Here is a 22,892-nt window from a genome sequence, read left to right as displayed (position 1 = left end):
GGCCCGCTACTCCGCCATGGCCGCGCGTAGGGTTCTCGGTCGCAGATCCGTCCAGGTCCGCTCGACATAGGCCAGGCAGTCCACCCGGTCGCTCTCCCCGAAGACCACCCACCATCCGGCGGGCACATCGGCGAACGCCGGCCAGAGGCTGTACTGGTCCTCGTCGTTCACCAGAACGAAAAACGTGCCGTTGTCGTCATCGAACGGATTGGTGCTCATCGGTGCTCCTCGTCGATCTTTCTGTGGTGGCTGAGTGGGCGCCCAGGTCGGCCGCCAGCACGCGGTCGGACAGCAGCCCGAGGCAGCTCAGGTTGGGGAAACCGGGACCCTGGTTCAGGCCCGCCAGTCCCGGCAGGAACAACTTCGGGTTCACCCCGGAGACCGCGAGATCGTTGCCGATCGAATCCTGCAGGCTCTCCGACGTCAGCGGGCACCCCAGACCGAGCTCCAGCATGTCGAGGGCGTCCTGGGCCAGCAGCGGGACGAACCACAGTGCGTCAGCGCCCGATCCGTCGATCACGAGGTCGAATCCGTGCACGGTCTCCAGCCGTTCAGCACCCTTGTCGCTGAGCAGCGTCAACCGGATGCGGTCGTCGCGGCCGACGGCATGTGCGACGCGGCCGCGCAGATGGCGGATGCGGTCGTCGGCCAGGAGCGCCTCCTGGACCCGTGCCGAGAACACCCCCCGATCGGTGCGGTTGATGGCATCGCGGCGTTCCGACAGGGTCAGGCCGGACCAATGGGTGGGGTCCGAATACAGCGTGTTCTCGAAGAATCCCTCGCCGCGGGTGAACAGCGTGATCTGCGGCGAGATCACGGTGATGGTCGAAACCCGGTGGCGGAACAGCTCGTTGAGCATGGTCGCCGCGGTCTCGCCGCCGCCGATCACCGCCACCCGTTCGGCGGAGATGAGTTCCTGCGCCGCGGCGCGATGCCAGAACTGGGCGATGGACAGCACTCTCGGATTGCCCGGCAGGATGGCCTTTTCCGCCTGTCCCGGGCCGGTGACCATGACCGCGTCGACCCGCACGGTGTCGTCATGGGTGCGCAACACCCAAGCGGTCTGGCTGTCGTCGACGCCGATCTCGGTTACCTCACCGGACACCACGGTCATACCGATGTTGTCGGCCACCCAGTTCAGGTATTGGCTCCAGCGGCGATGGGTGGGTGCCGGGCGACCCCGATCGATCCACTCGGCGAAGTGGCCGATGCCGATCAGGTACGACTGCCAGCTGTGCCGCACCATACGTTCGTCGAGTTCGGCATTGCGACGAGGTACCAACGAGGACCGGTACGGGAAGCCGACGTCTTTTTCCGGGCTGGTGCCCAGCCGGTGCTGCCCGTCGGTCCAGCCGCCGATGGCCTGCCAGTTGGCCGCGACGCCGGCGCGTTCGACGACGACGACGTCGGGAGCGCTCAGGCCCATGGCCCGCAGCTCGGCGGCTTTGGCCGCCACCGCGATCGCCTTGGGGCCCGCACCGATCACGGCCAGTGTGCGCCTCGGAGTGCTCACGCGGTCACCTCTCGCAGGGCATCCAGCCAGATCGCCTGCAGCGCAGCGATATCGGCGCCGGACAGGATGTCGGGCAGGGTACGCCACTGGGTGCCGAGTACGGCGGCCCCGCCGCGGTCGATCACCGCGGCCAAGATGGTCAGTTCGTGGCGGATCGCGACATTGGGTTCGGGTACCGGCGACACTTTCGCCGTCAGGGACCGATCCTGCTGCAGAGCATTGTCCGCCGAGTCGAGTGCGATGCGGCCCAGGTAATTCAGCAGGATCTGCGGATCCCGGTGAACACCAAGCCGCTCGGCGGTGTCTTCCCGCAAGTGGCGGAGCAGACCGAAGTCGATCGGATCGCCGGGGATGGCGGCGACCTCGGCCGCGACGCCGCGAGCATCGTCGGCGGTCAGACGCAGCGGATAGATCATGCTGAGCAAGCCGGCGGTATCCCCGGTGTCGACGTCGCGGTCTTCGCCACCGAGACCTGCCGAGAGCACGGCGTCCGACCGCCCGTAGGTTTCCAGCGCGAGCAACGGCGCCGGGGTCGGCTGGCCGCGCCGGCGGCGCCACTCGGTCAGCGCGCGGGCCGTTGTCGCGGCCAGCACCTCGGTCACCGGTACGGGTGCGTTGAGCAGACGCGCGGTGAGATCCGGTTCGGCGAAGGACATCTCGACCACGACGTCGCTCATCCGGTCGGTGGCCGGATCGACGCGCCGGGCGCCGAGGTCAGGATCGTCGCCTTCAAACTGCCGCCCCCAGAACTCGCACGTGTCGAGTTTGAGGGCGCGGTCGGACAGCAGGCGTGACCACTGCCGCAGCGACGTGTGCTCGCGGACCGGCGTGGGTGTGCGCCCAGCCGCCAGCGCATGCCAGGCCGTCTCGAGTTCGCCGACCATGATCCGCCACGACGCCGGGTCCAGCGCCAACACGTGGCCGGTGAGGATCAGCACACCCGCACCGGCGTCGGGATGGTGCAGCCATACCGCGTCGAACATCGAACCCTGTTGCGGGTCGATCCGTTCCACCGACAGCCTGGTCTGCTCGGCCACCGCGGCGGCCAGGTCGCCCGACGCCGTCGCCTCGCAGAGCACGTCCGCCGTCGGGTGTGCGACGAGCGTCATGGTGTTGGGGTCCAGCCGCGTGCGCAGCACCTCGTGCCCCTCGATCACGGTGCGCAACAGCGTGTCGAGGTGGCTCCTGGTGGTGCCCTGAGGCAGGCGGAACGCCTCAGTCTGCGCCAGCCGACGTGGGTCACCGTGCTGATAGAGCCAACGACCGTTGGGTAGCAACGGAATCGGACTCGAGTCCTCATCGACATCGTCGACACGGACCTCGTCGTCGTCGATCGCCGACGCGAGGTCGCGGACCGTCGAACAGTCCAGCATCAGCCGCGCGCGCATCGCGATGCCGCGGCGGCGCACCGCCTGCACCACCGACAGCGCCACGATGCTGTCCAGCCCCAATTCCAGGAAGTCCGCGGTGACGTCGATGTGACCGGTGTCGAGTATGCCGGCGAGCACCTCCGCCAGCACCTTCTCGGTGTCGGTCGCCGGAGCCTCGGACCCGTCGACCAGGCCATCCGGATCAAGGGCGGCCAGCGCGGCGGCGTCGACCTTGCCGTTGCCGGTCAGCGGAATCTCATTGACGGCGATGATGTGGTGTGGCACCAGGTATCTCGGCAACGTAGCAGACAGTGCGCGGCGCAGCTCGGCGGTGGGCGCGTCGCCCGCCACGTAGGCCGTCAGGCGCGGTCCGCTGCGGTGCCGGCGCACCGCGACATGGGCGTGGTGGACGTCGGGCAGCCGGCTGAGCACCGCGGCGACCTCGCCCGGCTCGACCCGGAACCCGCGGATCTTGACCTGATCGTCGCCGCGGCCCAGAAACTCGATGGCGCGCGATCCCGGACGGCGGCGCACCACGTCGCCGGTCCGGTACATGCGGGCCCCGGGATTGACCGGATCCGCGACGAACCGGGTCGCCGTCTCGCCGGGCCTGCCGACATAACCGCGGGTGAGTTGTCCACCGGCCAGGTACAACTCACCGGTCACCCCGTCGGGAACCGGCCGCAGCCAGTGGTCGAGGATGTAGGCGACAGTCGAGTCGGTGGGGTCGCCGATGCATGGCAGGGTGTGCTCGGTGATGGTGGCGACGACCGCCTCGACTGTGGTCTCGGTTGGCCCGTAGCAGTTGTGCGCCGACATCCAGGTGCGGTCGCACTCGGAGCGGATTGCCTGCCACGCCGCGGGATCGATGGCTTCGCCACCCAGGGCCAGCACGGCCAGCGGAACCCGTGAGAGCAGCCCCGCGGCCCGCAGCTGGCTGAACATCGACGGCGTGGTGTCGATCATGTCGATCGCGTAGCGGCCGATGGTGTCGACGAGAGCCTCGGCGTCGCGCTGCACGTCGTCGCCGACGATGTGCACGGTGTGCCCGTCGAGCAGGGCGACCAGCGGTTGCCAGGCCGCGTCGAAGGTGAACGACCACGCGTGGGCAATGCGCAGCGGGTGGCCGAGCCGCTTCGCCGCCGGGCGCAACACGCGGCGGGCATGGTCGGCGCCGTAGGCCAACAAGGCCCGGTGGGTTCCGATGACACCCTTGGGTTTTCCCGTGGTACCGGAAGTGAAGACGATGTAGGCCCCCTGGCCGGGATGCACCTGTGCCGCAGTGTGTTCGGTGGCCGGCTCGGCGCGGACCTCCGCCAGCAGGGCCTCGTCGACGACGAGCGTCGCCCCGGTCTGGCGCAGGATCTCCGCGACGCGTTCGTCGGGTATCGAGGGATCCAGCGGCACGATGAGCCCGCCGGCCTTGAGCACCGCCAACATGGCCACGACGTAGTCGGGTCCGCGCCGCAACCGGATCGGTACGGCGGTTTCGGTGCGTACACCGCGGCGGTGCAACCCGGCGGCCAGCAGGTCGGCGGCCTCGTCGAGTTGACGGTAGCTGAGTTCGCCGCCGTCCCAACTCAATGCGATGGAGCCAAGACGTGCCTCGGCGACCGTCGTGAACGTGGTGTGGAACCCGCCCGGTCGATCGGCGCTGTCGGCCACGGCGGCGGGCCGCAGCTCGTCATCCCGGGTGACGGTCACCTCACGGAGGGGACGGTCCCACAACTGTAGGAGGCGCTGAACGACCGTGAGCACCCGCTGCCCGAGCGCTTGCGGATCGAGCAGGCCCAGTGCGCCGTCGAGTATTTCGACCAGCACCGTGAGCCTGCCGTGGGTGGGGTGGGCGGCGATGGTGACCGGGAAATGCGAGAGGCTCTCCAGTGCAGCGGGTTTCAGCACAGCGCCGTCGAGCGGAAAATCCCCGCTTCCGACCAGTCCGCCGGGTGGGAAGTTCTCGTACACCAGCAGGGTGTCGTAGAGCTCGCCGACCTCACCGAGCGACCGCAGTTCGGTGTGGCTGAGATAGCTGTGGTCTCGCAGATCGGCGGCTTCGCGTTGTAGCGCCAGGCACTGCTCCCCCACCGGCCGCGCCGGGTCCAGCCGAACGCGCAGCGGCACTGTGTTGATGAAGAGCCCGACCATGGACTCGACACCGGACAACTCGTCGGGACGGCCCGACACCGTGACGCCGTACACCACGTCGGTACGGTCGGTGAACACGGACAGGATTGCCGCCCATGCCATTTGGAACAACGTGTTGACGGTGACGCCGCGCGAGCGCGCGGCCGCCACGATATCCGCCGTCGGCTGCTCGTCGAGGGTGACCTCGGTGCGCTGGGGCAGCCCCGGCAGAGTCTCTCGGCCGGATAGTGCCGGGGACAACATGGTCGGGCCGTCCAGGCCTGCGAGGTGCGAACGCCAGCGGGTCCGGCTGGTGTCCTGGTCACGTCCGGCCAGCCAGCCGATGTAGTCGCGGTACGGCCGCGGCGATGCGGGCAGTGCCGCGCTGCTCCCCTTGGCGGCGTACAGCGAGAGGAATTCGCCGACGAACACCGGCAACGACCAACCGTCGATCGTGATGTGGTGGGCCACAACGACAAGCCGCCACCGCCGTTCAGGCTTCTCGATGAGCAGAAACCGGATCAGCGGTCCGCGCCCCAGGTCAAACGGCCTGGCTCGCTCGTCGGATTCGACCGTGACCGCCTCGGCCTCGGTGACGGTGACGTGCCGCCACGGCAGCTCGATCACCGAGGGGACGACAGCCACCGGGCGGCTCAGGTTGCCCTGAAAGAAGCTGGCCCGCAGGTTGGGATAGCGAATCAGCATCGCCTCGGCGCAACCGCGCAGCAGCTCGGCGTCGAGCTGGCCGTCGATGTCGGCAGCCATCGCGATGACGTACGGATCGACGCCTTCGGCGCCGTCGGACAGTCCGGCCAGTGAGTACAGCCCCTGCTGCAGCGGGCTCAGCGCCAAGACGTCGTCGACACCCGACGGAGTTCCGGTGGCGGTCATGATGTCCCGTCCGTGCCCTTTCTCCAGCCCGCGGTCAGCGTCGCCAGCTCATCGACCGACAGGCCCGACGCGGCCATGGGAGCGTGGTGGGTGTCGCCGGATGCCGCACTCGCGGCGCCGGTGTCGACGGCCTCGGCCAACTCGGCCAACTCGGAATGTTCGAACACCGTCCGCGCCGTCATCGACAACCCCGCGTCGCGTGCCCGTGCCGCCAACTGCACGGCGAGGATGCTGTCGCCGCCGAGGGCGAAGAAATCGTCGTAACGCCCGACCGTGTCGATGTCGAGCAACTCGGCCAGCAGTGCGGCAAGGGCCCGTTCGGTCTCGGTGGCAGGCGGCGCAGACGATCCCGCGCGCACCGTCGCCGTCGGTCGCACCAATATGTCGAGGTTGTCGACGATGTTGATGGGTATGCCGGCGAATTCGTCTGGCAGCGCGGCATGTACAGCCTCCAGCAGGGCCTGCGCATCACCGCCCTGCCGCGCGACGATGTACCCGGCCAGCAGTGCTCCGTTGCTCTCGTCCCAGTTTCTGGTGGCCGCTGCGGCGACGCCGTCGAGCGCCTCCAGCGCGGCCTGCAGGCGGGGCTCGCCTGTGATGACCGGTTGCAGCCGGCCGTCGGCGGTCCAGCGCGCCCGGTCGCCGGTGCGATACAGCTGCCCCGCACCGAAGGGGTTGGGCACAAACCGTTGTGCCGCCGCGGCTGTCGCGGTGCGAGCGGCCTCGTCGACTGCGCCGCCCGCGAGATAGACGTCGCCGATGTCGCCGACGGCTACAGGCTCCCGCCATCTGTCGAGGACATAGACATGCGTCGCTCCCTCGGTCTGCGGGAGCCCCTCCGGTGGTACCGCCCGGCGGCTCCAGTCCTCGACGAGACGCCGTCGCTCGTCCGGTTCGATGACGCTGATGTCACGCAGCGTCTGGTCGGCGTCGGTGACGAAGGCTTCGACGATGCGGTGCAGCCACTTGACGAACCGTTGCGCGGTCGCGGGTTCGTACAGCTCGGTGCGGTAGATGACGGTGCCCTTGTACCCGGCACCGGGCTGAGCGAAGAAGTTCAGCGACAGATCGGCGTGGGCCACGTCGAACGTGGGTTCCAGTGCGGTGAAACGTGTTTCCCCGTCGGGGCCCGAATCGATGATCTGCTCGGACGGCAGGTCGTCCCGCACGTGCACGACGACACCGAACAGCGGGTTGCGCGACAGCGACCGCACCGGGCTCACGGCGTCGACGACGCGGTCGAACGGCAGGTCCTGATGTTGGTAGGCAGCCAGCGCCATATCGCGGGATCGGCGCAGCACCTCACGCAGGGATGGGTTGCCCGACAGGTCGTTACGGAGCACCAGGATGTTGATGAAAAACCCGATCAGCCCGTCGAGTTCGGGTACGGTCCGCCCGGCCACGGGAGTGCCCAGCGGTATGTCGGTGCCTTGGCCTGCCTTGTGCAATGCGATCGCGACAACGGTCTGCAGCAGCATGAACTCGGTGACCCCGAGCTCGCGAGTCAACTCGACGAGCTTCTCGCGGGTCGGCGCATCGATGTGGAAGTCGAACGCCCGCCCCTCGCCCGTCGGCACGGGCGGGCGCGGGAAGTCCGGCTGCAGCCCGGTCTCGACGTTGTTCTCGGCCAGCCCGGCCAGCTGCCGTGTCCAATAGTCCCGCTGCGCGTCGACCGTGGCGAGCAACTCGGCCTGCCAGGCCGCAAAGTCCGCGTACTGCACAGGCAATGGTGGCAGCTCCACCGGTTGTCCGGATCGCCGCGCGTGGTACGCCGCGAGCAGATCGGTGAACAACACGGCGGCCGACCAATGGTCGGCGGCAATGTGATGCACCACCAGGGACAGCACATGCTGCTCGCCGGTGGACAGGATCGCGGCCCGGATGGGCAGTTCAGCTTCCAGATCGAAGCAGTGCTTGCGCTCGGCATCGAGTTCGCGCTGCAGCCAGTCCTCATCCTCACCGCGGGCCCGGCGCACGATCAGCGGGGCCGGCGGGTGCACGATTTGGTATGGCGCACCGTTGATTTCGCGGTACGTGGTCCGCAGGATCTCATGCCGCTCGACGACGTCGTTGACCGCGGCGATCAACAACTCGACATCGCACGGCCCGCTCAGTCGCGCCGCGAACGGCACGTTGTTCACGGGGTTGGGGCCGTCGATGCGAAACTGGAACCATTGGCGTAACTGCGCGGCGGACATCTGCAGTGGCCCGTCGTGCGGCACCGCGACGATCACAGGCCTGTCAGCACTCGTGCCGCAGGCCCGCAGCGCCTCGATGCGAGCGGCCAGCCCCGACACGGTGGTGTACTCGAAGACATCCTGAACACCGACGTCGACGCCGCAGCGGGCGCGCACCGCGGCGACCAACTTGGTGGCCAGCAGCGAGTGACCGCCGAGGTCGAAGAACGAGTCGTCGGCGCCCACCCGGTCGCGATCGAGCAGCTCGGCGAATAGTGCCGCCACCTCGCGTTCGGTGTCTGTCGAGGGTTCCCGGAATTCGTTGGCGGACATGATCTCCGGCTCGGGAAGAGCCCTGCGGTCGATCTTGCCGTGCGCGGTGATCGGGATATCGGCGAGCTCGACATAGGCCGCCGGGATCATGAACTCGGGCAGCGCCGCACTCACCCTGGCCCGGATGCGGTCGATCTCGACCGTGTCGGCACCGGGTGCCGCAGTCACATAGGCGACCAGACTCTTGCCCAGCGTGGGCAGGTCGCTGACCACCACGACGGCCTGGCCGACCGACGGGTCTACGGAGATGGCCGCGGACACTTCACCGAGTTCGATGCGGAACCCGCGGATCTTGACCTGCTCGTCGGCGCGGCCGACGAACTCGATGTCGCCGTCGGCGTTGCGCCGCGCCAGGTCACCCGAACGGTACATGCGGCCACCGGCGTTGAACGGGTCGGCGACGAAGCGCTCGGCGGTCAGGCCCGGTCGGTGGTGGTATCCGTGCGCGATATGTGTTCCGCCGATGTAGATTTCACCGATCACACCGGGTGCGACGGGCTGCAGCGCCTCGTCGAGCAGGTGAATGGTGGTGTTGATCTTCGGGGTGCCGATCGGCACGACACGAGCACCCTGCTTTCCTTCCACCTTGTAGCGGGTGCAGTTGAGCACGGTTTCGGTCGGCCCGTAGAAGTTGTGCAGCAGCGCGTCGAACGTGGCGTGGAACTTATCGGCGATCTCGCCCGGCAGGGCCTCTCCACCGATCGGAACGCGCTGCAGCGTGCGCCATTCGTTCACTCCGGGCAGCGACAGGAACAGGCCGAGCAGCGACGGCACGAAGTGCATCGAGGTGATGCCCTCGTCGCGCAGCAGGTCGGTGAGATAACCGATGTCGGTGAGCCCGCCCGGCTTGGGGATGACGAGCCGGGCACCGGCGGCGAGCATGCCGAAGATCTCGCCGATCGACACGTCGAAGCTCTGCGAGGCGACCTGCAGCAGACGGTCGTCCTGTGACACGCCGTAGTCGCCGCCGAACCACACGAAGTACTCGGCGACGGGGCGGTGTGGTACCGGAACGCCTTTGGGCAGGCCCGTGGACCCGGACGTGTAGATCAGGTACGCGGTGTTGTCGGGGGACAATGGGCGCAGTCGGTCGGTGTCGGTCGGCTCGGTGCACGGGTGGTTCTCCAGCCCGGTGACCGGTTCGCGCAGCACAATTTTCGGGTCGGAGTCGGCAAGGATGTAGTTGATCCTGTCCTCGGGATAGGTCGGATCCACCGGTAGGTACACCGCGCCGGCTTTGACGATGCCGAGTGCCGTGATGACGAGTTCGGGAGATTTATCCAGCAGGACCGCCACCCGGTCCTCGGTGCCGATGCCCTGTCCGATGAGCCAGTGCGCTAACCGGTTCGCCGACTCGTTGAGCTCACGGTAGCTGTAGTGCCTGCCTTCGTACACCACCGCGGTCACGTCGGGTGTGCGCGCGGCCTGATCGGCCACCAGGTCCGTCAATGTGCTTGCTGGAGTGTGGAATTGCTCGCCCGTGCTGACGTTGCGGATCCATTCGGCGTCCTCGGGAGTCAAGAGCTCCAGCCGAGACAGCGGCTTGCGCGGATCGTCGAGTGCGTGCTCGAGCAACACGGCGAAATGACGCAGCATCTGAGCTGCCAGCGGGGCGTCGACGACCTCGGTGAGATGTTCGGCCTCGACGACGACACCGCCGGTACCGGTGGAATCCCATTCGACCATGAAGCCCAGCGGCAGCTGGGTGTGCTGGCCCCGTAGCTCACCGCGCCGGCACGTCACCCCATCGGGATGGAACCCGCCACCGTCGGGTTCGCGAAAACCGAAGCTCAGCCTCGTCATCCGTTCGACGCCGTGGCGTCGGTCGGGGTTCAGTTCACGCACCACGCGGTCGAGGTTCACCCACTGATGGGCGAAGGCCCCCAGCGCGGTGTCGCGGGTCGCGGTGACCAGGTCTTGAAACCCGGCAACCGGGCTGACCCGCATCCGCATCGCCACGGTGTTGCCGTAATAGCCGATGGTCTCGTCGGATTCGCGGTTGAGCACCGGTGTGGCGACCAGGAAGTCGTCGGTGTGGGTGTAGCGCTTGATCAGGGCGCCGAAAGCGGCCAGCAGCACCATGAAAGGGGTAGCCCCGGTGTCACGCGCGAGCGCCGATACCTTCTGGACGGTGTCGGGCGCCAGTGTCAACGTGGTGCGTTGGGAGCGGAAGCTGGTCGGTATGGCCGACCCCGCGGGGCCGGGCAGCTCCAACGGCTCCGGCGGATCAGCCAGGACCCGGCGCCAGTAGGCGATGTCCTCGTCGGCCTCTGCCGCTCGAAGCACCGGATTGCCGTACACCCGGGGGGTTTCGGGCAGTTCGGCTCCGGCATAAGCGCGCGTCAGATCTGTGAAGAACACCCGCCACGACCCGTCGTCCCAGGCGATGTGGTGCGCGACGAGCAGCATGACGTGTTCGGCCGCGCCGGTCTTGATCAGCGTGACGCGTAGCGGCGAGTCCGAGCCCAGATCGAACGGGGTACCGAACTCCCGCTGTGCGAGCACCTCGAGCCGCAATTGCCGCGCCCGCTCGGACTTTTCGGACAGGTCGTGCGTCATCCACGCCGGGGCCAGGTCGTCGTGCACCGTGGCCCGTGGTTCGCCGTTCTCATCGGCGGCGAAGGTGGTCCGCAGGATCGGGTGTCGCCGGGCTACTGCATACACCGCGTCGTGCAGTGCCTCGGCATCGATCTCTCCGCTGAGCCGGTAGGACAGGCAGACATTGAGCAACACCCCGCTGGGGTCGAAGCCCTGTACGAACCACATCCGGCGTTGCCCGTCGGTCAGTGCACCGGGATCGACGGCGGCGCGGTCGGCCCCGGCAGTCAGACCGCGTTCGGCAAGCTTGCGCCGCATCAGTTCCAGCCGCGCGTCGGAGGTTCGAGGTGCGTCTGCGATGTCAGTCACGCGAAAGTGTTTCCTTTTCAGATCTGTCGAGGTGCTCGATCAGCTCGGTGGCGCTGAGGTCACCGATGCGGTGCTCCAGCGGAACGCGCCAAACCTGTGATGCCCAGTTGTGCATCCGGCGCGGTGCAGGTCACGACGCCGAGGCGGTGCCGAGCGCGGACAACACGTCGGCGTCGTCCATCTCGGCAACTTCCAGGTACAGCTCTGCCACCTGCTCGAGCCGGCCGCTATCGGCTTCCCGCGCGGCCAGCCGGACCGCCAGCGCCTCCACCGTTCTGGTGGCGAAGATGTCGGGCACCATCACCGTCGGGGTGTCCAACCAATCCCGGATACGGGCGACGGCCGCGGTGGCCAGCACCGAATCACCTCCCAGCTCGAAGAAGTCCTCGTCCACGCCCAGCTCACCGGCGCCCAGCAGTTCGGCCATGATGCGGGCCAGTGCCTTCTCCACCGCGGTCGAGGCGTGCTGCACCTGAGTGCGGTCTCCGCCGCCGATCGCCTCGCTGAGCAGTTCAATCACCGCGCGTCGGTCGGTCTTTCCGCCCGTGGTGAACGGGATCTGCTCGACGAGCTCGAAATGCCGCGGAACCATATGTGCGGGAAGGAATTCCGCGAGGCCCGCGCGAAGCGCGGCAACGGTGACATTCCCCGTCGCCGCGCTCGCCCCCGCCGCCTCACCGTCGAGTCCGACGACTGCGGCCAGCATCTCACCGCCCGCGACGGGCATGACCGCGGCCACGGCGGCATGCACGCCGGGCAACCGCTGCAGCGCTGCCTCGACGTCGCCGAGTTCGATGCGGTAACCACTGATCTTGACGCGGTGGTCGGCCCGACCGACGAATTCCAGTGTGCCGTCGGGCCAGTAGCGGGCGAGGTCACCGCTGCGGTACCAGATGCGACCGAGGTAGGGAACAAACCGCTCGGACGTCAGGTCTGGCCTCCCCCGGTAACCGCGCGCGATACCGCGACCGGTGAACCACAACTCGCCGGGCACCCAGTCGGGACAGTCCGCCCCTGCGGCGTTGACAACGCGGCAGGCGTTGTTCGCGAACGGCTTTCCGTACGGCACCGCGGCCCACTCGTCCGGCAGTTCACCTGCCTCGAAAAGCGTGGCGTGGATCGCGGTTTCGGTGGCCCCGCCCAGACCAGTCAGCCGCACTCCCGGCGCCAGGGCCTGCAACTTGCGCACCATCGTGGTGCGTACCCAGTCACCCCCGGTCGGTACCGCACGCACCGACGGCAGCGTCGTGTCGGTGGACGTGGCGGTCTCGACCAGCATCTCCAACGCCCCGGGCAGGAAGTTGAGCACCGTGACGCCGTGGGTGTTGATCTGCTCGACCCAGTGATCCGGATTGCGCCGGTCGGCCTCGTCGACCACCACGATCGTGGCACCCACGGCGAGCGTGCCGAACACATCGAGCACCGACAGGTCGGATTCCAGATGCGTGAGCGCCAGGACACTGTCATCCGGTCCGACGCCGAAGTGCCCGTTGAGCGTCTCGACGGTGTTCATCGCGGCGTCGTGGCTGACCTCGACGCCCTTGGGCTCACCGGTGGATCCCGAGGTGAACAGAACGTAGGCTAATTCATTGGGATCTGTTGCGGCAGGCTGGATCTGGTCGGCACGCGAACCGACACGAAGAGCCTCCGCGATAGTCAGCGCTGGCAGCCAGGTCGGCGGTCCGTCGCCGCAGAACAGGGCCATGCGGACATCGCCTGCCTTCAACATCCGCTCGGCGCGCTCGGCGGGCTGGTCGACGCCGACAGGCACGTAGACGGCACCGGCGGCCAGGATCGCCAACAACGCGGTGATCTGATCGGGGCCCTTGGGACCCATCACCGCAACACTCTCACCGGTTCGGATGCCCGCGACCCGCAGTGCCGCGGCGACGGTGAGCACCTGCTCCCGCAGTTGCGCATAGGTGACCCGGCCGTTGGATCCGACGACCGCGACCGCGTCGGGGCGCACAGCGGCCTGGGCGAAGAAACCCTGGTGTAGCACATGGCCACTCGGGGCAGCTGTCTTCGCGTTGATCGCATCGCGCACCGCGCGTTGCGATTCCGGCAACAGCGGCGGTGACGGCGCCTCCCAGGCGGTGTCGTCGGTCGCCAGCCTGTGCAATTCATCGATGTGGCGTTCGAACATGGCGTCGATGACACCGGGGCGGAAAGCGTGCTCCCGTACATCCCAGTTCACCAGGACACCACCGTCGAACTCGGTGACCTGCGCGTCGAGAAGCACCTGTGGTCCCTGCGAATTGATCCACACCGGTTTGCCGAAGGCCTCGGTCACCTCGCCGGCGAAGAGCTCACCGAGTCCGAGCGCACTGGTGTAGACCACCGGAGCTAGCACCTGGGTGCCGCGGTGGCGGCCGAGATCGCGCAGCACCGACAACCCGGGGTAGCCCGCGTGTCCGGCCGCGGCATGGAAGGTGTCCTGCACCGTCCTGGCGCGGTCGGTGGCCGTCGCGGTGCCGTCGAGGTCGATGCCCAGTAGGAGCGACGACGTGAAGTCGCCCACGAGCTTGTCCACGTCGGCATGACGCTGCTCGCGGCCGAAGAGCGGCACGTTGAGCAGGAACCGGGACTCGGCCGACCAGCCGGCCAGGGCATCGGCGAACGAGGCGGCCAGCGCCATCGCCGGGGTGATGCCGCGGCGGCGGGCCCCGGCGTAGAGCGCATCGCGGGTGGCGGGGTCCAGCCAATGATGGCGGCGCGTGGTGTGGTGCGGGTCAGCCTGCTCGGTCGGTGGCACCAACGGCAGACGAGGGGGATCGGGCAGCTCGGCGATCCGCTCTGCCCACCACTGCCGGTCGGCCTCATTGGCGGTTTCTGGTGCCGCCAAACGATATTCGCGGTAGGTGTAGCCCAAGGCCGGCAGGTGCTCACCGCGATAGAGCACTGCCAGGTCGGCCATCAGGGTGCGGTAACTCATGGCGTCGGCCGCCTGCATGTCGAGATCGACGTGCAATCGCGTTGCGTCACCGGGCAACAACGTCAGAGTCAGTTCGAAGACCTCGTCGTTGAGCTGCTGATGGGATTTGGTCCGGCGGATGGTCGCCAAGCGCTCCCCCACCTGCTCGGGTGCGGCCGCGCGCAGATCTTCGATGGTGACCGGATACTGCCGTGCGGGCTCGGCGATGCACTGCGTACCGTCGGGCAGGAACTGCACCCGTAGCATCGGATGCCGTTCGGCCAGCGCTGTGGCGGCGCTCTGCAACCGGTCGGGATCGATTCCCTCGCCGTCGAATTCGACGTAAAGATGCCCGGCCACACCACCGAGTTGCTGATCGCCCTCACGTCCCACCCACATGGCGTGCTGCATCGGCGCCAGCGGAAAAGGTTCATGCACGTCCTGCGGCGGGGACGGCGAATCATGCTGCCCGACGGTGGCATTCGGGTTGTGTCGGGACACCAGCTCGGCCCACGCCGCTACGGTCGGTATGGCCGCGAGGGCGGCAAAGTCGACATCGATGCCGGCCCGGCGCCAGCGGCCGGCCAGAGACATCATTCGGATGGAGTCAAGCCCCTGCCCGATCAGGTCGGCATGCGGATCGACGGCATCGCTGCCGACACCGAGAAGATCGGCAACCGTCTCCCGAATATGCTGCGGGTCCGCGACGGCGAGATTGCTCATCATGACCTCCGACTGAGTCCCGAAAATTTAGTGCAGGCTGCCCTAACTTTGTGGAGGCTACCCTATATTCGAGTGACCGAACACGCCTACCCCGAGGTGCCTCGACGTGAGTCCGACCACTGCCAAGCCGTCCGAATCCGCAGGTCAGTCGACATTGCGACAGGGTTTTGCGCCATTTCCAGCCGACCGTGCCCAGGCGTACCGAGCGGCCGGCTATTGGGCTGATCGGAGCCTGGATTCAGTTCTCCGGCGGGCCGCCGAGCAGTGGCCGAACCGGGTCGCGATCGCCGATTCCGTCGAAACGCACACATTCGCCGAACTCGACGCACTCGCCGACCGCGCTGCGACCGGGATCGCCGGCGTCGGTATTCGCCCGGGTGACCGGGTCCTGTTCCAGCTCCCCAATTCGAGCGAGTTCGCGATCGCGCTGTTCGGGCTGTTGCGCGCCGGTGCGATACCGGTGATGTGCCTGCCCGGGCACCGGTTGGCCGAGCTCACGCACTTCGCCGAGGTGAGCGGTGCGGTCGCGCTGCTCATCGCCGACACGGCAAACGGATTCGACTACCGCACGATGGCCACCGAGCTGCTGGCCACGCACCCGACCGTGCGACACGTGCTGGTCCACGGAGACCTGCCGGAGGACAGAGACGGCTTCCTGTCCTGGACGACGGTGGCGCGCGAAACGACCGGACCCGTCCCGCAGATCGACCCCGACCTGGCCGGCCCGGCGCTGCTGTTGGTGTCCGGCGGGACAACAGGGGCTCCGAAGCTCATCCCGCGCACACACCAGGACTATGTGTACAGCTGCACCGCCAGCGCCCACCTGTGCGGGCTGGGCCCCGACGACGTCTACCTGGTGGCCTTGCCCGCCGCGCACAACTTCCCGCTGGCCTGTCCAGGCCTGCTCGGCGCGCTCAGCGTGGGCGCCACGACGGTGTTCACCGCGGATCCGAGCCCGGAGGCCGCGTTCGCCGCAATCGACGCCCACGGCGTCACCGTCACCGCCCTGGTGCCCGCCCTGGCGAAGCTCTGGGCACAGGCCTGCGATTGGGAACCGCTGGCGCCGAAGTCGTTGCGCCTGCTGCAGGTCGGCGGCGCCAAGCTGGGCGCCGCGGATGCCCGACTGGTCCGATCAGCCCTGACACCCGGGCTTCAGCAGGTGTTCGGAATGGCCGAGGGTTTGCTGAACTACACCCGCATCGGAGATTCGGTCGAGATCCTGGAGGCCACCCAGGGCAGGCCGCTGTGCCCCGCCGACGAGGTGCGCGTCGTCGACGAGGACGGGCACGACGTGGCGCCCGGAGAAGAGGGCGAGCTGCTGGTGCGCGGGCCCTACACGATCAACGGGTACTTCAACGCCGACGTCGCCAACGAGCGCTCGTTCACGCCGGACGGTTTCTACCGCAGCGGCGACCGAGTGCGACGGTTCGGCGACGGCCCACTCGCGGGCTACTTGACGGTGACCGGGCGCGTCAAAGATGTCATCGTGCGCGGCGGTGAGAACGTCTCGGCCCTGGACCTGGAGGAGCACCTGCTCACCCATCCCGCCGTCTGGTCAGCCGCCGCAGTCCCGCTGCCCGACGACTACCTGGGCGAGAAGATCTGCGCCGCAGTGGTTTTCAGCGGAGCCCCGGTGACGCTTGCCGAGTTGCACAGCCACCTCGAGGAGCGCGGCGTGGCATCGCACGCCCGGCCCGACGTGCTGGTGCCGATGTCGGCTCTGCCCACCACCGCCGTCGGCAAGATCGACAAGAAGGCGATCGTGGCACAGCTGGCCGCGGGCTGAGCTCCGATCGCGCCGAGTGTCACGCTGGAGTGGCTACCGAGACCGAGCGCCACTCCAGCGTGACACTCGGACCGAAACAGCGTGACACTCGGGCCGGAACAGTCAGCCCAGAAGGTGGACGAGACTCAGGTGCGCGGTACCAGGTACGGCGCCAGGGTGGTCAGCTTCTCGCAGGTCTCCTCGAACTCCCGGTCGGGGCTGGAGTCGGCGATGATGCCCGCACCGGCCCGCAGCCAGGTGCGTCCTTCGGATTCGTAGGCAGATCGCAGCGTCAGAGCCGCGTCCATGGCCCCGTCGGCCGAGAAGGTGACCACCGCGCCGGAGTACAGTCCGCGCGGCCCCTCATCGAGACGCAGGATCGCGTCGACGCTTTCGGCCTTGGGGATGCCCGACGCGGTGACCGCGGGAAACAGTGCTTCCAGGGCGTCCATCCGGTCCATCGAGCGGTGCAACCGGCCCCCGACAGTCGACCCGAGATGCTGCACGCTTCCGCGCTCGCGCACGGTCATGAAGTCCAGCACCACCGCGGTGCCCGGTTCGGCCACCTCGGTGATCTCCTGCACCGAGGTGCGCACCGAAATGGCATGCTCGACGATCTCTTTCGGGTCGGACTCCAGATCGTCGCGGGCTGCACGGTCTTGGTCGGCACCGAGACCGAAGGCACGCGTACCGGCCAGCGGTTCGGTCAGCACGGTGCCGTCGGCGCGCACCACCGCCACCAGTTCCGGGCTGTAACCGAGAGCCCGAATCCCGCCGAGACGCAGCAGGAACGACCGGACGGGGGTGTTGTGATGCCGCCCCACGCGATAGGTGGCCGGGAAGTCGACGACGAACGGCACGTCGAGCTGGCGCGACAGGATGACCTTCTGGTAGCGGCCGCCGACGATCTCGTCGATGGCGGCGGCGACGCGGCCGCGATACCCGGCAGTGTCCCTGCTGACATCGACGGCAGTCGCCGCCGGAAGCTCCCCTAATCCTTCGCGGAGCACCCGGCGCAGCGCTTCGATGTGCCGTTGGTCAGCGCCGATCAGCCGAACCTCGTCAGCGGTGATCACGAATTGCGTACGCGGCCAAAGAATCCGGGCCAGCGGAGTACCGGGCAGCAGCTGCTGTTGCAGCCCGAACCGGTAGGTGCCGAACTCGAAGGCCACCCAGCCGAACAGCCGGTCGGTTTCGAGCAGCATCCGGTCGACCGCCTCACCCAGGGCGGCGCCGGGCCGGCCGGCCCACGCCTGCCGGCGCACCACCCCATCCTGGATCACCCGCAACTCGTCGGAGTCGAGTTCGATGACGGCGTGCACCCCGGCCGCCAACGTCCACTCGCCGTCGCGCTCGTATCCGACGTAGTCCTCGCCGTCGTGTTCGGGAAGCACGCGGGCCAGCTCGGCGACCAGGTCGATGGGATTCACATCAGGTGGCATCGAGAGCGCGGTCGCGTCGGCGCCTGCCGGAGTCTCGGCATTTGTGGAGCTCACTTCGACACTGGCCTTCGACACGAAAGTAAATGTAGCCTAACCTTTCTTTAGCGGGTGGGCTACACCGCCGCGACCATCGAACGCCGTGTTATGCCAGCAATGTGCGTACCACGCCGTCAGCTAGTAGCCGACCCTGATCGGTCAGCACCAGCCGCTCGCCGGAGTTCGTGATCAGTCCATCGTCGATCAGGCCGGGCACCCGCGATCGCTCATCGGCATCCAGCAGCGCGAGCTCCAGACCGTCCCGTAGTCGCAACCGCAACATCACGTCCTCGGTGTGGCGGGCATAGGCATCGAGGTCCTCGAAATCGGCGATCGGCAGCTCGCCGCCGGCCAGGGCCTCGGCATACGCGTTGGGGTGCTTGATGTTCCACCACCGGGTCGCACCCAGGAACCCGTGCGCCCCGGGGCCCGCGCCCCACCATTCGCCGCCCCGCCAATAACCGAGGTTGTGCCGGCACTCGCCCCCGGGGCGACTCCAGTTCGACACCTCGTACCACTGGAAGCCGGCGGCAGCGAGGTGCGCGTCGAGCAGCTCGTAACGCTGCGCCAGCACGTCGTCGTCGGGCGCGGCGATCTGTCCCTTGCGCACCCGGCGGGCCAGCGCCGTGCCGTCCTCGACCACCAGCGCGTACGCAGAGACATGGTCGACGCCGACGTGCACCGCGGCGTCGACAGAGCGGCGCAGATCGTCGTCGGACTCCCCCGGTGTGCCGTAGATCAAGTCGAGATTGACATGGTCGAACCCGGCGCTGCGCGCCTCGGCCGCGGCGGCCAGCGCCCGGCCCGGCGAGTGAGTGCGGTCGAGCACCGCCAGCACATGCGGGACCACCGACTGCATCCCCAGCGACACTCGCGTATAGCCGGCCTGCCGCAGCGTCCCGAAAAACTCCGGTGCGGTCGATTCCGGGTTGGCCTCGGTGGTCACCTCGGCTTCCGGGGCCAGCGTGAAGTTGTTCCGCACGGCGTCGAGCACTGCGACGAGCCCGCTGCTCCCGAGCATCGACGGGGTGCCACCGCCGACGAACACCGTCTGCACCGGCACGGCCCCGACCTGCGCCGCCGCCAGCGCCAGCTCGATGCGCAGCGCGGCCAGCCAGCCGTCCGGGCTGGCGCCACCCAACTCGGCGGCCGTGTAGGTGTTGAAGTCGCAGTATCCGCACCGCGTGGCGCAGAACGGGACGTGAATGTAGATGCCGAACGGCCGGCCCGGCACGGCGGCCAGATCGGGCTTGCCAATAGGCAGGGTCCGCGTGGGCATGTATTGATTTTCCCAGCCTGTCCAGCGCCGACTTTTGCTCACCGTGAGCGCAAATCTGCCCCGGTTAGGGCAGGTGGCGACAATCGTGGCAGAATAGCGGGCGTGACCGTCGCCCGTAACAGCAGCATCAGCGTTCCGCTGGTGGCTCGGCGGCATGTCGACTTCAAGCGCGTTTGTAGCTGTTGTTGTCTGTCTTGACTCCGCGTTGATTTCGGCCCCTGCCCGCCCCATACATTCAGCTGGCCACCGGATCTGCGCCGCCGGACAGCCCAGCCGGTGATAGCGCGATCCACAGGCCGGCTCCCACCCGAGGAGCCTCCATGACCGAAGTACAAGACAAGCCCCGCCCCACCAAGAAGCCGCGCGACGAAGGCCAGTGGGCGCTGGGCAGCCGCGACCCCCTGAACCCCAACGAGGCGTTCAAGCAGGAGGACGACGCGCTCAACGTGCGGGCCCGCATCATCGATGCCTACTCCAAGCAGGGGTTCGACTCCATCGCCAAGGACGACCTGCGTGGCCGGTTCCGCTGGATGGGCCTCTACACCCAGCGCACCGAGGGCTACGACGGTACCTGGACCGGCGACGACAACGCCGACCTTCTGGAAGCCAAGTACTTCATGATGCGCGTGCGCACCGACGGCAAAGCGCTCTCAGCGCAGGCCGTGCGGACCCTCGGGCAGATCTCGGTCGATTTCGCCCGGGACAGCGCCGACATCACCGACCGCGAGAACCTGCAATACCACTGGCTGCAGATCGAGGACGTCCCGGAGGTCTGGCGGCGCCTGGACGAGGTCGGCCTGCAGACCACGGAAGCCTGCGGTGACTGCCCGCGCGGCATGCTCGGCTCGCCGCTGGCCGGCGATTCACTGGTCGAGGTGCTGGACCCGACCCCGGCTTTGCGGGCGATCGAGCAGCGCTACATCGGCAACCCGGAGTTCTCCAACCTGCCCCGCAAGTTCAAGACCGCCGTCTCCGGTCTGCAGGACGTTGCGCACGAGATCAACGACGTGTCGTTCATCGGCGTCAACCACCCCGAGCACGGGCCCGGCCTGGACCTGTGGGTCGGCGGCGGGCTGTCGACCAACCCGATGCTGGCACAGCGCCTCGGCGTATGGGTGCCGCTCGAGGAGGTCGCCGAGGTATGGGCGGGCGTGGTCGGGATCTTCCGCGACTACGGGTACCGCCGACTGCGCTCGAAGGCGCGGCTGAAGTTCCTGGTCAAGGACTGGGGCGTAGAAAAATTCCGAGAAGTTCTCGAAAAGGAATACCTGAAGCGTCCCCTCATCGACGGGCCTGCGCCTGAGCAGGTGCCGCACACCGTCGACCACGTCGGCGTGCAGAAGATCAAGAACGGCCTCAACGCGGTGGGTGTCTCGGCGATCGCCGGGCGCGTCTCGGGCACCATCCTGACCAAGGTCGCCGATCTCATGGAGGCGGCCGGCGCGGACCGCGCCCGCCTGACCGCATACCAGAAGCTGATCATCCTCGACGTTCCCGACGACAAGGTCGACTCCCTGCGCGCCGGCCTGGAAGAGCTCGGTTTGCAGTCACAGCCATCGCACTGGCGCCAGAACCTGATGGCGTGCACCGGCATCGAGTACTGCAAGCTGAGCTTCGCCGACACCCGTGGTCGCGCTCAACACCTGGTTCCGGAACTGGAGGCCCGGCTTGGCGACCTCAATGCGGAACTGGACGTGCCGATCACGGTCAACATCAACGGTTGCCCCAACTCGTGCGCGCGCATCCAGGTCGCCGACATCGGCTTCAAGGGCCAGATGGTCGACGACGGCAACGGACCCGAGGAGGGCTTCCAGGTGCACTTGGGCGGCAGCCTGGGCCTCGACAGCGGTTTCGGGCGCAAACTGCGCCAGCACAAGGTGCTGGCCACCGATCTCGGCGACTACATCGAGCGGGTCACCCGCAACTTCATCAAGCTCCGCAACGAGGGCGAACGCTTCGCCCAGTGGGCCGTGCGGGCCGACGAAGCGGATTTGAGGTGACGGGGTTGGCGACCACGGAGGCGGCGCTGCGGGAGTTGGCGGAGCGTGGTGCAGCCGAGCTGGCCGACGCCAGTGCCGAAGAGCTGCTGCGCTGGACGGACAAGCACTTCGGCGGCAACTATGTGGTGGCGTCCAACATGCAGGATGCTGTGCTGGTCGAGATGGCGGCCAAGGTCCGCCCCGGTGTCGACGTGTTGTTCCTCGACACCGGCTACCACTTCGCTGAGACCATCGGTACCCGCGACGCCGTCGAGCAGGTGTACGGCGTGAATGTGGTCAACGTGCATCCCGAGCACACCGTCGCCGAGCAGGACGAACTCCTCGGCAAGGATCTGTTCACCCGCAACGCCGGCGAGTGCTGCCGGTTGCGCAAGGTCGAGCCGCTGAGCAAGGCGCTGGCGGGGTATTCGGCGTGGGTCACCGGTATCCGCCGGGTGGAGGCCCCGACGCGGGCGAACGCCCCGCTGATCAGCTGGGACAACGCATTTGGTCTGGTGAAGATCAATCCGATCGCGGCGTGGAGCGACGAGGAGATGCAGGCCTACATCGAGGCCAACGACATCCTGGTCAATCCCCTTGTCTACGAGGGCTATCCGTCCATCGGGTGCGCCCCGTGCACCAGCAAGCCCGTCGCAGGAGCCGATCCACGTAGCGGCCGCTGGGCGGGACAGACCAAGACGGAATGCGGGCTGCACGCCTCGTGACTTCGCTGGTGCTGACCGCACACGGCAGCGCGGATCCGCGATCGTCGGCCAATGCCCATGCGATCGCGGGACATCTGCGGCGCCTGTTGCCGGATACCGCGGTCCAGGTGGCTTTCTGCGAACAGAACACCCCGAATCTGATCGATGTGCTGGCCGACACCGCGGCCGGTTCGGTCGTGGTGCCACTGCTGCTGGCCAGTGCCTATCACGCTCGTACCGACATTCCCGCGCTGATCGCCGAGTCCGGGGCCGAAGTCATCCAGGCCGATGTCCTCGGTGACGATCCCCGCCTGTTGCAAGTGATGCGGGAGCGGTTGAGCACACTGGGGGTGTCCCGGTTCGACAGCGAACTCGGCGTGGTGCTGACCAGTGTGGGTTCGTCGCACCCGGCGGCCAACGCGCGTACCGCCGCCCTGGCACAAACCCTCTTCGAGGGCACCCGCTGGGCCGGTGTGCAGGTGGCTTTCGCGACCGGCCAAACTCCGACGCCGGCCGATGCCGTCGAGGCGTTGCGCGCCCGCGGCGCGCAACGCCTGGTGATCGCCCCATGGTTCCTCGCACATGGCAGGATCACCGATCGAGTGGCCGAATTCGCCTGTGCCGCAGGTATTCCGATGGCTGAGCCGCTGGGGGCACACCGACTGGTGGCCGCCACCGTACTGGACCGTTACGAAGAAGCAATGGCCGCACGCAACGCCGGCTTCGCCGCCTGAC

12 protein-coding genes are annotated in these 22,892 nt (G+C 67.9%); 5 read left to right on the top strand and 7 right to left on the bottom strand.

What is annotated here, in order from left to right; genetic code table 11:
• Positions 1-6: 6 nt before the first annotated feature.
• The 5 genes from B133_RS0103345 to B133_RS0103320 all read right to left on the bottom strand — a co-directional run bounded on the left by B133_RS0103345 (position 7) and on the right by B133_RS0103320 (position 14,955).
• Positions 7-219: an MbtH family protein gene (locus B133_RS0103345; protein ID WP_018599300.1), complete on the bottom strand. Its 213-nt coding sequence runs from the start codon at positions 217-219 to the stop codon at positions 7-9.
• The gene (mbtG, locus tag B133_RS0103340) at positions 197-1,513 is read right to left on the bottom strand and encodes an NADPH-dependent L-lysine N(6)-monooxygenase MbtG (protein ID WP_018599299.1); all 1,317 of its coding nucleotides are present in this window, start codon (positions 1,511-1,513) and stop codon (positions 197-199) included. The genes B133_RS0103345 and mbtG overlap by 23 nt, the downstream gene beginning before the upstream one ends.
• Positions 1,510-5,898, bottom strand: coding sequence for a non-ribosomal peptide synthetase (locus B133_RS0103335; protein WP_018599298.1), 4,389 nt, complete (start codon positions 5,896-5,898; stop codon positions 1,510-1,512). The genes mbtG and B133_RS0103335 overlap by 4 nt, the downstream gene beginning before the upstream one ends.
• A complete protein-coding gene (locus tag B133_RS0103330) occupies positions 5,895-11,315 on the bottom strand; it encodes a non-ribosomal peptide synthetase (RefSeq protein WP_018599297.1) in 5,421 nt (1,806 codons plus the stop codon). The genes B133_RS0103335 and B133_RS0103330 overlap by 4 nt, the downstream gene beginning before the upstream one ends.
• Positions 11,316-11,445: 130 nt before the next feature.
• A complete protein-coding gene (locus B133_RS0103320) occupies positions 11,446-14,955 on the bottom strand; it encodes a non-ribosomal peptide synthetase (RefSeq protein WP_018599295.1) in 3,510 nt (1,169 codons plus the stop codon).
• A gap of 103 nt (positions 14,956-15,058) precedes the next feature.
• Between B133_RS0103320 and B133_RS0103315 the strand changes: the two genes are divergently transcribed.
• A complete protein-coding gene (locus B133_RS0103315) occupies positions 15,059-16,738 on the top strand; it encodes a (2,3-dihydroxybenzoyl)adenylate synthase (protein WP_018599294.1) in 1,680 nt (559 codons plus the stop codon).
• A gap of 125 nt (positions 16,739-16,863) precedes the next feature.
• On the opposite strand, the gene B133_RS0103310 is transcribed toward B133_RS0103315, so the two are convergent.
• Complete coding sequence (locus tag B133_RS0103310) at positions 16,864-18,159, bottom strand: salicylate synthase (protein WP_369751481.1); 1,296 nt, start codon at positions 18,157-18,159, stop codon at positions 16,864-16,866.
• 142 nt (positions 18,160-18,301) lie between these two features.
• Positions 18,302-19,474, bottom strand: a complete 1,173-nt coding sequence (gene hemW, locus B133_RS0103305) for a radical SAM family heme chaperone HemW (RefSeq protein ID WP_018599292.1) — start codon at positions 19,472-19,474, stop codon at positions 18,302-18,304.
• Here hemW and B133_RS25245 point away from each other — a divergent pair.
• The 4 genes from B133_RS25245 to B133_RS0103290 all read left to right on the top strand — a co-directional run bounded on the left by B133_RS25245 (position 19,397) and on the right by B133_RS0103290 (position 22,891).
• Positions 19,397-19,672 (top strand): Ms4527A family Cys-rich leader peptide, encoded by a 276-nt coding sequence (locus tag B133_RS25245; protein WP_369751437.1) that lies wholly within the window; start codon positions 19,397-19,399, stop codon positions 19,670-19,672. The genes hemW and B133_RS25245 overlap by 78 nt on opposite strands.
• Before the next feature lie 122 nt (positions 19,673-19,794).
• Positions 19,795-21,474: a nitrite/sulfite reductase gene (locus tag B133_RS0103300; RefSeq protein WP_018599291.1), complete on the top strand. Its 1,680-nt coding sequence runs from the start codon at positions 19,795-19,797 to the stop codon at positions 21,472-21,474.
• Positions 21,471-22,178 carry a phosphoadenylyl-sulfate reductase gene (locus B133_RS0103295; protein ID WP_018599290.1) on the top strand — a complete coding sequence of 236 codons (708 nt, stop codon included), beginning with the start codon at positions 21,471-21,473 and terminating at the stop codon, positions 22,176-22,178. Before B133_RS0103300 ends, B133_RS0103295 begins: the two co-directional genes overlap by 4 nt.
• Positions 22,157-22,891, top strand: coding sequence for a sirohydrochlorin chelatase (locus tag B133_RS0103290; protein ID WP_018599289.1), 735 nt, complete (start codon positions 22,157-22,159; stop codon positions 22,889-22,891). The genes B133_RS0103295 and B133_RS0103290 overlap by 22 nt, the downstream gene beginning before the upstream one ends.
• Position 22,892: the final 1 nt, after the last annotated feature.

The sequence above is a fragment of the Mycobacterium sp. 155 genome (assembly GCF_000373905.1).
Lineage (GTDB): Bacteria > Actinomycetota > Actinomycetes > Mycobacteriales > Mycobacteriaceae > Mycobacterium.
Note: the sequence above shows the minus strand (reverse complement) of the source record. Positions and strands in the feature narration are given on the sequence as shown.

Coding starts and splice junctions, on each gene's coding strand:
- B133_RS0103345 (WP_018599300.1), bottom strand. CDS start 219: ATGAGCACCAATCCGTTCGATGACGACAACGGCACGTTTTTCGTTCTG.
- B133_RS0103300 (WP_018599291.1), top strand. CDS start 19,795: ATGACCGAAGTACAAGACAAGCCCCGCCCCACCAAGAAGCCGCGCGAC.
- B133_RS0103335 (WP_018599298.1), bottom strand. CDS start 5,898: ATGACCGCCACCGGAACTCCGTCGGGTGTCGACGACGTCTTGGCGCTG.
- B133_RS0103320 (WP_018599295.1), bottom strand. CDS start 14,955: ATGATGAGCAATCTCGCCGTCGCGGACCCGCAGCATATTCGGGAGACG.
- B133_RS0103290 (WP_018599289.1), top strand. CDS start 22,157: ATGCGGGCTGCACGCCTCGTGACTTCGCTGGTGCTGACCGCACACGGC.
- B133_RS0103310 (WP_369751481.1), bottom strand. CDS start 18,159: ATGCCACCTGATGTGAATCCCATCGACCTGGTCGCCGAGCTGGCCCGC.
- hemW (WP_018599292.1), bottom strand. CDS start 19,474: ATGCCCACGCGGACCCTGCCTATTGGCAAGCCCGATCTGGCCGCCGTG.